15 protein-coding genes are annotated in these 12,737 nt (G+C 69.6%); 10 read left to right on the forward strand and 5 right to left on the reverse strand.

Annotation, left to right across the window (positions count from 1 at the left end; all coding sequences use genetic code 11):
• Positions 1–324, forward strand: a 324-nt coding sequence (locus BLQ39_RS02300) for an aldehyde dehydrogenase family protein (protein ID WP_143006457.1), incomplete at its 5' end; no start/stop codon positions are given.
• A 101-nt stretch (positions 325–425) separates the two neighbouring features.
• Here BLQ39_RS02300 and BLQ39_RS02305 read toward each other — a convergent pair.
• The gene (locus tag BLQ39_RS02305) at positions 426–1,343 is read right to left on the reverse strand and encodes a LysR family transcriptional regulator (RefSeq protein ID WP_092321471.1); all 918 of its coding nucleotides are present in this window, start codon (positions 1,341–1,343) and stop codon (positions 426–428) included.
• A 134-nt stretch (positions 1,344–1,477) separates the two neighbouring features.
• On the opposite strand from BLQ39_RS02305, the gene BLQ39_RS16055 reads away from it, so the two are divergent.
• Genes BLQ39_RS16055 through BLQ39_RS15510 form a run of 3 tightly spaced genes read left to right on the forward strand, consistent with a single transcriptional unit; the run spans position 1,478 to position 3,467 of the window.
• On the forward strand, positions 1,478–1,600 hold the full coding sequence (locus BLQ39_RS16055; RefSeq protein ID WP_255452854.1) for a hypothetical protein: 123 nt from the start codon (positions 1,478–1,480) through the stop codon (positions 1,598–1,600).
• Between the two features lie 38 nt (positions 1,601–1,638).
• On the forward strand, positions 1,639–2,187 hold the full coding sequence (pyrE, locus tag BLQ39_RS02310; RefSeq protein ID WP_092321472.1) for an orotate phosphoribosyltransferase: 549 nt from the start codon (positions 1,639–1,641) through the stop codon (positions 2,185–2,187).
• Positions 2,187–3,467, forward strand: coding sequence for a hypothetical protein (locus BLQ39_RS15510; RefSeq protein WP_135109336.1), 1,281 nt, complete (start codon positions 2,187–2,189; stop codon positions 3,465–3,467). Before pyrE ends, BLQ39_RS15510 begins: the two co-directional genes overlap by 1 nt.
• A 78-nt stretch (positions 3,468–3,545) precedes the next feature.
• On the opposite strand, the gene BLQ39_RS02325 is transcribed toward BLQ39_RS15510, so the two are convergent.
• The 4 genes from BLQ39_RS02325 to BLQ39_RS02340 form a co-directional block, all read right to left on the reverse strand.
• A complete protein-coding gene (locus tag BLQ39_RS02325) occupies positions 3,546–4,346 on the reverse strand; it encodes an HAD-IIA family hydrolase (RefSeq protein WP_092321475.1) in 801 nt (266 codons plus the stop codon).
• 53 nt (positions 4,347–4,399) lie between these two features.
• Positions 4,400–5,044 carry a metal-dependent transcriptional regulator gene (locus BLQ39_RS02330; RefSeq protein ID WP_092321476.1) on the reverse strand — a complete coding sequence of 215 codons (645 nt, stop codon included), beginning with the start codon at positions 5,042–5,044 and terminating at the stop codon, positions 4,400–4,402.
• 133 nt (positions 5,045–5,177) lie between these two features.
• Entirely contained in the window at positions 5,178–6,473 is a 1,296-nt protein-coding gene (locus BLQ39_RS02335; protein ID WP_092321477.1) for an Nramp family divalent metal transporter, read from the reverse strand.
• Positions 6,474–6,530: 57 nt separating this feature from the next.
• Positions 6,531–7,226, reverse strand: a complete 696-nt coding sequence (locus BLQ39_RS02340) for a DedA family protein (protein ID WP_092321478.1) — start codon at positions 7,224–7,226, stop codon at positions 6,531–6,533.
• A gap of 74 nt (positions 7,227–7,300) precedes the next feature.
• Between BLQ39_RS02340 and BLQ39_RS02345 the strand changes: the two genes are divergently transcribed.
• The 6 genes from BLQ39_RS02345 to BLQ39_RS02370 all read left to right on the forward strand — a co-directional run bounded on the left by BLQ39_RS02345 (position 7,301) and on the right by BLQ39_RS02370 (position 12,697).
• On the forward strand, positions 7,301–7,957 hold the full coding sequence (locus tag BLQ39_RS02345; protein ID WP_092321479.1) for a TrmH family RNA methyltransferase: 657 nt from the start codon (positions 7,301–7,303) through the stop codon (positions 7,955–7,957).
• A complete protein-coding gene (locus BLQ39_RS02350) occupies positions 7,954–8,328 on the forward strand; it encodes a DUF4440 domain-containing protein (RefSeq protein ID WP_092321480.1) in 375 nt (124 codons plus the stop codon). The genes BLQ39_RS02345 and BLQ39_RS02350 overlap by 4 nt, the downstream gene beginning before the upstream one ends.
• Positions 8,329–8,432: 104 nt before the next feature.
• Positions 8,433–9,563: a baeRF2 domain-containing protein gene (locus BLQ39_RS02355; RefSeq protein ID WP_134575658.1), complete on the forward strand. Its 1,131-nt coding sequence runs from the start codon at positions 8,433–8,435 to the stop codon at positions 9,561–9,563.
• A gap of 154 nt (positions 9,564–9,717) precedes the next feature.
• Entirely contained in the window at positions 9,718–10,260 is a 543-nt protein-coding gene (locus BLQ39_RS16060) for a DUF3151 domain-containing protein (protein WP_092321482.1), read from the forward strand.
• Positions 10,260–11,546 carry an adenylosuccinate synthase gene (locus BLQ39_RS02365; protein WP_092321483.1) on the forward strand — a complete coding sequence of 429 codons (1,287 nt, stop codon included), beginning with the start codon at positions 10,260–10,262 and terminating at the stop codon, positions 11,544–11,546. The genes BLQ39_RS16060 and BLQ39_RS02365 overlap by 1 nt, the downstream gene beginning before the upstream one ends.
• Before the next feature lie 155 nt (positions 11,547–11,701).
• Positions 11,702–12,697 (forward strand): DMT family transporter, encoded by a 996-nt coding sequence (locus BLQ39_RS02370; RefSeq protein ID WP_422386369.1) that lies wholly within the window; start codon positions 11,702–11,704, stop codon positions 12,695–12,697.
• The last annotated feature ends 40 nt before the right edge of the window (positions 12,698–12,737 follow it).

The raw sequence follows: 12,737 nt of genomic DNA on the forward strand, positions 1-12,737 counted from the left end.
GTCCGCGTCGCCACGTACACCGAGGGCCTCGACCTGATCAACAGCAGCCAGTACGGCAACGGCACGGCGATCTTCACCAACGACGGCGGGGCGGCCCGCCGTTTCCAGAACGAGGTGCAGGCCGGGATGGTGGGCATCAACGTGCCGATCCCGGTGCCGGTGGCGTACCACTCCTTCGGTGGCTGGAAGAACTCGCTCTTCGGTGACGCGAAGGCCTATGGCCCTGCCGGGGTCGCTTTTTACACCCGGGAGAAGGCCGTGACCAGCCGCTGGCTCGACCCGAGCCACGGCGGCATCAACCTGGGCTTCCCCCAGAACGACTAGCGGATCGCGGCGGTCGAGCTTGTCCCCGCAGGTCGAGCTTGTCGGGACCCTGATCTCGACAGGCTCGATCACCGGACGGCTCGACCGCCGGCCAGGACGCGTCAGGACGTGTGCTCGGCCTGCACGCGGGCGGCGCGGGTTCGGAGGGCGTCGATGACGGTCCGCACGGCGAGGCGCTCCGCGCGGTCGGGGCGCATGAGGGCCACGATCTGCCGCTCGGCATCCACGCCGCGCAGTGGTTTGAGCACGAGCCGGCCGGGCTGGCCTCCGCCGGAGGTATAGCGGGGCACGAGGGCGATGCCGAGGCCGGCCATGATGAACGCCTCGACCAGGCGCATGTCGGCGAAGCGTTGGGACACGTGCACGCGCCCACCGCCCTGCTGCTCGATCTCGTGCACGATCCGCTCGAACGGGTAGCCGTCCGGCACGCCGATCCACGTCTCACCGACCACGTCGGCCGCTCCGACGGATGCCCGCGAGGCCAGCCGGTGATTGGTCGGGAGCCCCACGTCCAACGGCTCCGTCATCAGCGGCACCACCGTCAGCCCGCGCCCACCCCAGGGCACCTGGCCGCGCATGCTGTGCGCGAGCACGATGTCGAAGTCGGAGGTGAGCGCGGGGAAGTCGCTGAGCTCCGGGTCCATGTCGGTGCACTTCACGACGAGCCCGGCGTGCTCGGCGAGCTGCTGCAGCACACCGGGCAGCAGCATCTGGCCGGCGGTCGGGAAGGTGACCAGGCTCACGTCGCCCGTAACGCGGTTGCGGAACTCATCCCACACCGCGGTCGCCCGTTCGAGGGCGACGGCGACATCGGTGGCGCTGCGGGCGAGCGCGCGCCCGGCATCCGTCAACACCAGGCCGCGCCCGCTGCGCTCGGTGAGGGGGAGGCCGGCCTCGCGTTCGAGCACCTTGAGCTGTTGGGAGACGGCGGACGGGGTGCGGTGCGTTGCTCGGGCGACCGCGGTGACGCTGTGGCGTTCGGCGAGTTCGCGGAGCAGCTCGAGTCGTTGCACGTCCATGTAGCAAAACTACAGGGTGGGTGGAGAATAATGCGATTGTGCTGAACGGTGGGCCGTGGTCAGATTGAACTGTCGAACACGAGCAATGGCGCCTCCGTCTGGATCGATGAATCCCCTCTCCTGAAAGGCACCTCGTGTTCGTTCTTCTTGCCCTCCTGTCCATCACCGCCCTCCTCTCCGTTTCCTTCCTCGTCGTCGAGGTCTCGAAGGACGGCTACCGCCGGATGCCGCAGCGCCCGCTCGTTCGCATCTACTAGCCTCTCCCTTCGGATTGCGGATGGCCTAAAGTTGGCACGTGACTGATACCCGCCAGAAGCTCATTGACTACATCTCGGCCGACGCCGTCTTCCACGGTGACTTCACCCTCACCAGCGGGAAGAAGGCGACGTACTACGTCGACCTCCGCAAGGTGAGCCTTGACCACCGGGTCGCGCCGTTGATCGGCCAGGTCATGCTCGATCTCATCGCCGACATCCCGGATGTCGCGGCGGTGGGCGGCATGACGATGGGTGCCGACCCCGTGGCCGCGGCCATCCTGCACCAGGGCGCCGCCCGTGGCAAGGCGTACGACGCGTTCGTCGTTCGCAAGGAGCCCAAGGACCATGGTCGCGGCAGGCAGGTCGAAGGCCCTGACCTCGCCGGGAAGCGCGTCATCGTGCTCGAGGACACGTCGACCACGGGTGGGTCGCCCCTGGCGGCCATCGAAGCACTGCTGAAGGTCGGCGCCGAGATCGCCGGCGTCGCCGTTGTCGTCGACCGGAACACCGGCGCCCGCGAAGTGATCGAAGCGGCCGGCTACCCGTACTACGCGGCCATCGGGCTTGAGGATCTGGGTTTGAGCTAATGCCCCGCGACGAGGAGGACGGCGAAGTCGGCCTCGAGTGGTTGAATACGCAGCTCGACGGAGACGGAGACGGCGGCCTGGACGACGCTGACGCTGACGCTGACGCTGCTGACGCTGCTGACGCTGCTGACGCTGCTGACGCTGCTGACGCTGCTGACGCTGGCGATGGAGCCCTGGGCCAGGGCCCCGCCGCGCCGAAGTCCGCGCGTGAGATTTTCGACGCTGCGGCGCCCGCAGCGCCCGCACCCGCGGCCCTGCCGGAACCCGCTGTCCTGCCCGAACCCGCCGGCCCCACCGAGCAGGCCGGCCCCACCGAACAGACCGGCCCCACCGAACAGGTCGGCACGCCTGCGCTGCCAAGCGCCGCGGTACAGCCCAACGCGGTACGGCCGAATGCCGTGCAGCCGAACGCCGGACAGCCGAGCCTCCCCGAGCAGCCGCCGGTCCCCGCGCCCGGCGCCGGTCGCTCGCAGGCCGACCTGGAGCCCGCGCCGTGGTGGACGACGCCCGTGCAATCTCCCCTTGTGCCCACGGCCGACGAGGCCGCAGCGACCGCCGTGCCGGGACGCCCCGCGACCCCGGTTTCGGCACCGTCCGCCCCGGCGCCGTCCGCTTCGGCACTGCCCGCCCCGGCACTGCCGCTCGCCGGGACAGGCGCGGCAGCCGTTGCCGCGTCCGCCGGCGTGCCGCGCAAGCCCGCCCGCAAGCCCGCCGACCGCCGGCGGGTTGTCACGGTCCTGGCCTGGGTGGCCGGCGGCCTGCTCGCGGCCGGCGTGCTCGTCGCCCTGTTCTACTTCGGGCAACGGCTGGTTGGCGGTCCAGCCCCGATCGCCGCGCCGACCGAGAGCAGCGCGGCATCCGCCGACACCACGCCGACGGCCACTCCGACTCCCACTCCGACCGCGCCGGCCACCGGCCCGCAGCCGGTCGGCGTGCATGACTGGGACGCCCTGCGCGGCGGCGAATGCCTGCAGCCGTACACCTCCCCGTGGGAGGAGGAGTTCACGGTCGTGGATTGCGCGACCCCTCACGCCGCCCAGCTCGTCTACCGCGGCGTGTTCGCCGGCGAGCCGGATGCCGCGTTCCCCGGCGAGGCCGCGCTTGCGGAGCAGATCAACGCGCTCTGCAGCGCGCCCGGTGTGATCGACATCACCGCTGTCGGAGCCATCCCCGACCTGCAGGTGCAGGGCAGCTACCCGGTGACCGACGAGCAGTGGACGAGCGGCCAGCGGGACTACTACTGCTTCCTCAGCCGGGCGTCGGCCGAGCCGCTCGGCTGACCCCCGCGAAACCGCAGTTGTGCGCGCCATTCGGGCGTTTTAGCGCGCACGACTGCGGTTTCGCGGGGAGTGAGCGGGCTAGATTTCGTCGGACTCTGCCGGCTCGGCGGCGACTAGTTCGTGTACGCCGGCGAGGATCTCGTCGGGGCGGAACGGGTAGCGGCCGACCTCGGCCTTGTCGCTGATGCCGGTCATCACGAGGATCGTGTGCAGGCCGGCCTCGATGCCGGCGATGATGTCGGTGTCCATCCGGTCCCCGATCATGGCCGTGTTCTCGGAGTGCGCGCCGATCTTGTTCATCGCCGAGCGGAACATCATCGGGTTGGGCTTGCCCACGACGTAGGGCTCCATGCCCGTGGCCTTGGTGATGAGCGCGGCGATCGCTCCGGTCGCCGGCAGCGGGCCGTCCGCGCTCGGCCCGGTCGCATCCGGGTTGGTCACGATGAAGCGGGCGCCGCCCAGCAGCAGACGGATCGCCTTGGTGATCGCCTCGAACGAGTAGTTCCGGGTCTCGCCGACGACGACGTAGTCCGGGTTGGTCTCGGTCATGATGAAGCCGGCCTCGTGCAGGGCCGTCGTGATTCCGACCTCGCCGATCACGAACGCGGTGCCGCCGGGGATCTGCGACTTGAGGAAGTCGGCCGTGGCCAGCGCCGAAGTCCAGATCCGGTCTTCCGGCACGTTCAGGCCGGAGGCACGCAACCGGGCGCTCAGGTCACGCGGGGTGAAGATCGAGTTATTGGTGAGCACCAGGAACGGGGTGCCGGCGTCGGTCCACTGCTGGAGCAGCGCGGCCGCCCCGGGAAGCGCGGCGCTCTCGTGGACGAGGACGCCGTCCATGTCGGTGAGCCAGCATTCGATCTCGTCACGACGTGCCATCTAGCGGTCCTCTCCCTGGGGCCCCAGCCTAGCCGGGGCGCGTTACGCGGAGGTTAATCGCTGACCCAGATCGAGCCGGCCGCCTCGAGCGTCAGCGGCCGGGTGCGACCCGACGGCAGACGCACGGTGAGGGCGTCGACGACCACCAGCCGCGTGCCCGGACCGATTCCGTCGGTCGCGAGATCGCGCAGGATGCCGGGGTCGCGATCGCTGATCCGCAGCACGGTTCCGGCGTGGCCGGGTCGCGCGGCCGCCAGCAGGATGGCGGGCGCCCGGTCGACGGCGCCGTCGGCGGCGGGGATCGGGTCGCCGTGCGGGTCGCTGGACGGGAAGCCGAGCCGGGCGTTGATGGCCTCGAGGAGACGGTCGGAGATCGAATGCTCCAGGATCTCCGCCTCGTCGTGCACCTCGTCCCAGTCATAGCCCATCTCGCGCACGAGCCAGGTCTCGATCAGTCGATGCCGCCGCACCACCGCCGTCGCGCGCAACCGGCCGGCATCCGTCAGCGACAGCGGGCCGTACGGAACATGCGTGAGCAGGCCGATCGCCGCAAGCTTCTTCACCATTTCGGTGACGGAGGACGGAGCGACTCCCAGCCGCATCGCCAGCCCCGACGGCGTGATCGGGTCGGGCTGCCATTCGGTGTGCGCGTAGATGGTCTTGAGGTAGTCCTCGGAGGCCGGGGTGGTGTGTGTCATGACGCCCTCAGGCTACCGATCGCCACCGCGAAAACGCACTTGTGCTCGTTATGGGCGCCGAATAACGAGCACAACTGCGGTTTCGCGGGGAGGGGGGACGGGGTCGGGATCATGAAGGGGGACATGGGCGGGCTCACGCGCCGGTGAAGAGCAGCACGAGCAGCACCACGTTCAGCGCCACGAGCAGCAGGGCGCAGACGGCCCCGGCGACGGTCGTGAACCAGCGGTTGGTATACGTGCCGAGGATGCCGCGCTGCGCGGTGAGCCAGACCAGCGGGATGAGCGCGAACGGAATGCCGAACGACAGCACGACCTGGCTGAGCACGAGCGCCTGGGTCGGGTCGAAGCCGGCGCCGAGGATGAGCAGCGCCGGAATGAGTGTGACCACCCGACGGGCGAGCAGCGGCACCCGCACGTGCAGCAGGCCGTGCATGATCTCCGCGCCGGCGTAGGCGCCCACCGAGGTGGAGGCGAGGCCCGAGGCGAGCAGCCCGACGGCGAAGATCGTGGCGACCGCCGGTCCGAGCGTCGTCGCCAGGGCGGCGTAGGCGCCCTCGAGGGTGTCGGTTCCCGCGACCCCCTGCAGGGCGGATGCCGCGAGCAGCAGGATCGAGAGGTTCACGGTGCCGGCGATGGCCATGGCGATCGAAACGTCCCATTTCGTCGCCCAGAGCAGCCGCCTGGTCGCCTTCTCGCCCTGCCACGCGGGGAACCGGTCGCGGGCGAGGGCGGAGTGGGCGTAGATGGCGTGCGGCATGATCGTCGCACCGAGGATGGACGCGGCGAGGAGGACCGAGTTCGTGCCCTCGAAGCGCGGCACGAGCCCGGAGACGACCCCGCCGGCATCCGGCGGGGAGATGAAGACGCCGGCCGTGAAGCCGACGGCGATGATCAGCAGCAGCGCGACGATCACACGCTCGAAGGTGCGCGGCCCGCGGCGGGTCTGCACGGTGAGCACGATCATCGAGATGACGCCGGTGATCACGCCGCCGGCGAGCAGCGGGAGGCCGAACAGGAGGTGGAGCGCGACCGCGCCACCGATGATTTCGGCCAGGTCGGTGGCCATGGCCACGAGCTCGGCCTGCACCCAGTAGAGACGCCGTGCGAGTGGGCGCCGCATCCGCACGCCCAGGATCTCCGGCAGGCTCGTGCCCGTGACGATGCCGAGCTTGGCCGAGAGGTACTGGATCAGCCACGCCATCACGTTGCCGGCCACGACCACCCAGACGAGCAGGTAGCCGTAGCGGGCGCCGGCGGTCATGTTGCTGGCGACGTTGCCGGGATCGAGGTAGGCGACGCCGGCGACGAGGGCCGGGCCGAGCAGCCAGAGCAGGCGCGAGGATGCGACGGTCGTGATCTCGGGCGACGAGGCGGCTCGCGGGGAATCCGGTCGCACGTCGTCCTGAGTCCCGGCGTCATCTTTAAGCATACCGAAATCATAGGGCAGGTTTAGGGTACCCGAAAGGCACCCCGGGCGAGGGCGCTGCTACTCGCGCAGGTCGTCAGGTATGGATGCGCGGGGCACGGGCGCCGGGCGCCCGCCGCGGGCGCGCATCGCTTCTCGCCCGCCCTTGTACAACTCGGAGAGGATCGGAACCCCGGACAGCAGCACGATCCCGATGATGAAGAACTCGGAGTACTTCTCGACGAAGGCAATCTGCCCCAGCAGGTAGCCGACGAGGGTGAGGCCGACGCCCCAGGCGAAGGCCCCGATCAGGTTGTAGGTGACGAAGGTGCGGTAGCGCATGCGGCCGACCCCGGCGGCCACCGGCACGAAGGCGCGAAACACGGGCAGGAAGCGGGCGATGATGACGGCCTTGCCGCCGTGCTTCGCGAAGAAGGCATTGGTGCGTTCCACGTTCTTCGGGTTGAAAAACCGGCTGCCCTCGCGCGCGAAAACGGCCGGGCCGGCCTTGCGGCCGAGGTAGTAAGCGAGCTGGTCGCCGGCGAACGCGGCGACGAAGATGACCGCGCAGGTCACCCAGATCGGGAACGGGACGTCGCCGGTCGCGGTGAGCAGGCCGACGGTGAACAGCAGCGAGTCGCCGGGCAGGAACGCCAACACGATGAAACCGGTTTCGATGAACACGACCGCGGCGACACCCAGCAGCACGAAGGATCCGAACCAGCCGATCAGCCATTCGGAGTCCAGAAAGTCGATCCCGAAGAGAGTGGGCAGCATGCGAATAGTCCTTCCGGTTGCGGCCGTCCAGACTAACCGCCGGGAGATGTGTGTTCGCGGGATACGGTGGAGCGGTGACCGAGCAACAGAATCCGACGCCCGAACTCTCCACCCACGGCGTCGGCCCGTGGCAGGGGGAGTGGCCGCATGAGCCCCAGTACGACGCGGCGCTGCTCGAGGGAGGCGACACCCGCAATGTGATCGACCGGTACCGCTACTGGCGGATGGACGCGATCGTGGCGGACCTCGACGAGCACCGGCATCCGTTCCACGTGGCCATCGAGAACTGGCAGCACGACATGAACATCGGCTCGATCGTGCGCAGCGCCAACGCCTTCGCCGCCGACACCGTGCACATCATCGGGCGCAAGCGCTGGAACAAGCGCGGCGCGATGGTCACCGACCGCTACCAGCACGTGCTGCACCACCCGGATGTCGCGGCCTTCGTCGACTGGGCTGCCGGCGAGACCCTGCCGATCATCGCCATCGACAACGTGCCCGGGAGCGTCATCATCGAGACCTTCAGCTTCCCCGAACGCTGCGTGCTGCTCTTCGGCCAGGAGGGTCCTGGCCTCTCCGAGGAGGCCATCGCCGCCGCCGACGCCGTCGTCGAAATCAGCCAGTACGGCTCCACCCGGTCGATCAACGCCTCGGCCGCGGCGGCGGTCACCATGCACGACTGGATATTGCAGCACCGCTTCGGACGCGCACGCGCTAGCGTGGGGTCATGACTGCGATCACCGACGATCTGCCCGCCCGACTGCTGCACGAGGAACACGAGGCGTGGCAAGCCAGGGCTGCCGGCCAGGGTGCCGGCTACTACCGGCGCACGATGACCCGGGATGCGCTGATGATCAGGCCGGGCGAGGTCCTGAGCCGCGACCAGGCGGCCGCATCCTTCACCGGCGCGTCGGCCCCGGACAGCTACGAGATCCACGACCCGGCCGTCATCCGCCTCGGCGAGCACGCCGGAATCGTCGTCTACCGTGCCGTTGTCCGGAGCGGCGACGAGGTCACGGAGTCGATCATGTCGACCACCTACGTCTTCGACGATGCCAACGGCGGATGGTGCGTGGCCGCCCACCAGCAGACCCCGGTCTAAGCGGCGCACGGGTCGCCCCGGGGCGGATTCCGAAGGGTTGTCAGAGCCGGAGCCGAGGTCTACCGTGGTCCCACTACTAGGCACCACGGAAAGGATCGATGACCATGGCTGATTTCGGGAACGAGGGCCTCTCGGAGCTCTACCGTCGCGCGGGGAACACGTCGACGGTTTACGCAGATGTGACGCAGGACACGAGCGATCCGCGCCGCACCGGGACCATCCGGCAGCGCACGGTGCGCGAGGCGCTGATCGATGCCGGCGCCCCCGAAGCCGATGCGGCGGTCATCGTCGACCTGCTCGAAGAACCGCCGGGCGTCGGCGGTTCGGTCAGTCGCCTCCTCGTCGTGCGGGGCGGCGCCGTCGAGGTCAACGAACTGCTGCCGGGGGAGCCGCTGGGCGAACTCATCGTGAACTACGGACCGGTGCCGGCGCTGATTCCGTTGCTCATCCAGCGGCCGAGGGACCTCTGCTACGTCGTGGCCGAGGTGGGCAGGGACGGCGGCGAGATCCGTCAGTTCCGGCTCAGCCGCAGCCAGCCCGTCGCTCACCGCGCCGTGCAGGGGGACACCGAGTTCCTGACCAAGACGCAGTCCGAAGACGACTTCCTGGCCAACGGGCGCTACCAGCACCACACCGAGGAGGTCTGGAAGCGCAATGAGGGGCTCGTCGCGGAGGCCATCGACGAGGTCGTGCGTGACAGCGGGGCCGAGTTGCTCGTGGTGACCGGAGACGTGCGGGCCCGGCAACTCCTGATCGACGCGCTCTCCCCGGCCAGCCTGAAGATCCTCACCGTGGTTCCCACGAACACGCGCCCGGGCGGGGCCACGACCGACGAACTCGACGCCGACCTGCACCGCCACATCGCCTCGATCCTTGCCGCCGACGAGTACGACGCGCTCACGCGGCTCGAGACGGGACGCAACGACGGTCTGTCCGAAATCGACCAGGCTGCCGTGACCCGCGGACTCCAGCAGAGCCAGGTGGACGTGCTCATCATCGCGCCGGGCACCATGGGCGACTCCACGCTGATCGCCCTGGACCGCGGGCCCTGGGTGGCCGCCTCGTCCGAGGACGCGCTCGGTGCGGGCGAGCTGGGCGCCGTTCCGGCAGCGGACGCCCTCGTGCGTGCCGCGATCCTGACGGATGCGCGGGTGGTCGTGGCGTCGCCGAGCGAGCTTCCGGCGGGTGCGAGCGCCTGCGCCATCCTGCGCTGGCCCACCCTGCCCGCGTCCTGACGCCGGCTGACCCCGCGTGAGGGGTCGCAAATCGACCTTCGCTGGCCCCGGGAAGGTCGATATGCGACCCCTCACGGGCGGGTTAAAATCCCCCGATAACGAGCACGACTGCAGTTTCGCGGAGGGGACGGAGGGGGTCTTGGTAGCATGGGGTGTGACCGGCGCCAATCTGCTTGACCAGCCCGAGACCCTCCTTCCCCCGGAACCCGAGGTGATCGCGGCGCTCAGTCGAACCGGCAGCCGCGGAATCCCCGAGGTCGTCGCGGCGCATCCGACCTCACCCCTGGCCTGGGCCACACTGGCCGACGCCGCCCATGCGGAGGGCCGCACGCTCGAGTCCTACGCCTACGCCAGGGTCGGCTATCACCGCGGGCTCGACTCGCTGCGCAAGGCCGGATGGCGCGGCCAGGGCCCGATCCCGTGGTCGCACGAACCCAACCGCGGCGTGCTGCGCGCGCTCTACGCGCTGCGCCGGGCCGCTGCCGAGATCGGCGAGACCGACGAGGTGGAGCGCCTCACCGCATTCCTGAACGGCGCGGACCCGAGCGTCATCAACCGGTTCGAGCACGAGCACACCGAGACCCAGGTCATCCGGGTGGTCACGCCCGGCGGGGGGAGACACTCGTCGCCCGCCTCCCCGCCCGGAACCGACCCGGCCCCGCCCACCGAAGCCTTCGTCATCCGAGGAGACAACTAATGCCAGCCATCGTTCTGATCGGAGCCCAGTGGGGCGACGAAGGTAAGGGCAAGGCCACCGACCTGCTCGGCAGCCGAGTCGACTACGTCGTCAAGTTCAACGGCGGCAACAACGCAGGGCACACCGTCGTCGTCGGCGACGAGAAGTACGCCCTGCACCTGCTGCCGTCCGGCATCCTCTCCCCGGGTGTCACGCCGGTCATCGCCAACGGCGTGGTCGTCGACATCGAGGTGCTCTTCGAGGAGCTCGACGCGCTCAGCTCCCGCGGAGTGGACGTCTCCAAGCTCAAGGTGAGCGCCAACGCCCACGTCATCACCCAGTACCACCGCACCCTCGACAAGGTGACGGAGCGCTTCCTCGGCAAGCGCCAGATCGGCACGACCGGCCGCGGAATCGGGCCGACCTACGCCGACAAGATCAACCGGGTCGGCATCCGCGTGCAGGACCTGTTCGACGAGAACATCCTGCGGCAGAAGGTCGAGGGCGCCCTCGCCCAGAAGAACCACATGCTCGTCAAGGTCTACAACCGCCGGGCGATCACGGTCGACGAGGTCGTCGACGACCTGCTCAGCTACGCGGAGCGCCTGCGCCCCATGGTCGAAGACACCGCGCTGCTGCTGCACCAGGCCCTCGACGCCGGAAAGACGGTGCTCTTCGAGGGCGGCCAGGCCACGATGCTGGATGTCGACCACGGCACGTATCCGTTCGTCACCTCCTCGAACGCCACGTCCGGCGGCGCCGTGACCGGTTCGGGCGTCGCCCCCAACCGGATCGACCGGATCATCGCCGTGGTGAAGGCGTACACGACCCGCGTGGGCGCGGGCCCGTTCCCGACCGAGCTCTTCGACGACTCGGGCGAGTTCCTGCGCGCCCAGGGCTTCGAGTTCGGCACGACCACCGGACGCCCGCGGCGCTGCGGCTGGTACGACGCCCCGATCGCCCGCTACACGGCGCGCATCAACGGCGTCACCGACTTCGTGCTCACCAAGCTCGACGTGCTCACCGGCCTCGCGACCATCCCGGTCTGCGTCGCCTACGAGGTCGACGGCGTGCGCTTCGACGAGGTGCCGGTGTCGCAGTCCGACTTCCACCACGCGAAGCCCGTCTACGAGGAGTTCCCCGGCTGGACCGAGGACATCACGGGCGTGCGCTCGTTCGACGACCTGCCGAAGAACGCCCGGGACTACGTGCTCGCGCTCGAGGCGATGAGCGGCTCGCGCATCTCGGCGATCGGCGTCGGCCCCGACCGCGAGGCCATCGTCGTTCGCCACGACCTGCTCGGCTGACGCCTCCCTCCCTCCCCGCGAAACCGCAATCGTGCGCGTTATGGACGCCCCATGACGCGCACGATTGCAGTTTCGCGGGGGGCAGTGTCGGCGGATTACGGACATCACGGGCGACAGCCGATTCGGGCGTCGGCGCGGCGCGATAGGGTCGGTTGGTGAGCGACTCCCCGGCAGCAGGCAAGACCCTCGTCACCCTCCAATTCCTCGGGATGGGCGTGGTCTGGGGTGCCAGCTTCCTGTTCATGAAGATCGCCCTCGACGGGGTGAGCTTCGGCCAGGTCGCCTGGTCGCGGCTCGTGCTCGGTGGGCTCACGCTGGGCCTGATCGTGATGATCAGCCGGCCCCGCGTCGCGGGCGGGCCCGTGCTGCCGCGCGAGCGCATCGTATGGCTGCACTTCACGGTCATCGCGATCACCGGATGCGTCGTCCCGCACCTCCTCTTCGCCTGGGCCGAGCAGTACGTCTCGTCCAGCCTCGCGAGCATCTACAACGCGGTGACGCCGATCATGACGGCGCTGATGGCCACCCTCGCCTTCCGGGTGGAGAAGCTCGGCCGCAGCCAGGCGGTCGGCATTCTCGTCGGTATCCTCGGCGTGATCGTGATCATCGGCCCGTGGCAGTACGCGGCCCTCACCGGCGATCTCTGGGGCCAGCTGGCCTGCCTCGGCGCGGCCGTCTGCTACGGCTTCACCTTCAGCTACACACGCAAACACCTCAGCGGCCGGCCGATCGCGGGAGCGACCTTCGCGTTCCTGAACATCGGCATCGGCGGCGCGATCATGCTCCTGCTCACGCCCGTGCTCGCATGGACTCCCGTGTCGTTGAACTGGCCGATCGTGCTCAGCCTGCTGACCCTCGGTGCCCTCGGCACCGGCCTGGCCTACATCTGGAACATCAACGTCCTGCGGGCCTGGGGGCCCACGAACGCGTCGACGGTCACCTATGTGACCCCGGTCGTCGGCGTGGTCCTCGGCGTCCTCGTGCTGGCCGAAACCTTTTCCTGGCACGAACCGGTCGGCGCGCTGCTGGTGCTGGTCGGCATCCTGCTGGCCCAGAAACGGATCCGGCTGCGGCTGCGGGACAGCCGGGTCCACGGTCCGTCCGCGCCGCACCTGGAGCCGGCCGAGTTCCCGCCCGCCGCCCGAGGGTAACGGGTGGGCCGGGGGACGGGCCGAGTGCATTATCGTCGAA

Source organism: Cryobacterium psychrotolerans, assembly GCF_900101115.1.
GTDB lineage: Bacteria > Actinomycetota > Actinomycetes > Actinomycetales > Microbacteriaceae > Cryobacterium > Cryobacterium psychrotolerans.

Coding starts and splice junctions, on each gene's coding strand:
- BLQ39_RS02325 (WP_092321475.1), bottom strand. CDS start 4,346: ATGGCACGTCGTGACGAGATCGAATGCTGGCTCACCGACATGGACGGC.
- BLQ39_RS15510 (WP_135109336.1), top strand. CDS start 2,187: ATGCCCCGCGACGAGGAGGACGGCGAAGTCGGCCTCGAGTGGTTGAAT.
- BLQ39_RS02350 (WP_092321480.1), top strand. CDS start 7,954: ATGACTGCGATCACCGACGATCTGCCCGCCCGACTGCTGCACGAGGAA.
- BLQ39_RS02355 (WP_134575658.1), top strand. CDS start 8,433: ATGGCTGATTTCGGGAACGAGGGCCTCTCGGAGCTCTACCGTCGCGCG.
- BLQ39_RS02335 (WP_092321477.1), bottom strand. CDS start 6,473: ATGCTTAAAGATGACGCCGGGACTCAGGACGACGTGCGACCGGATTCC.
- BLQ39_RS02330 (WP_092321476.1), bottom strand. CDS start 5,044: ATGACACACACCACCCCGGCCTCCGAGGACTACCTCAAGACCATCTAC.
- BLQ39_RS02340 (WP_092321478.1), bottom strand. CDS start 7,226: ATGCTGCCCACTCTCTTCGGGATCGACTTTCTGGACTCCGAATGGCTG.
- BLQ39_RS02305 (WP_092321471.1), bottom strand. CDS start 1,343: ATGGACGTGCAACGACTCGAGCTGCTCCGCGAACTCGCCGAACGCCAC.
- BLQ39_RS02365 (WP_092321483.1), top strand. CDS start 10,260: ATGCCAGCCATCGTTCTGATCGGAGCCCAGTGGGGCGACGAAGGTAAG.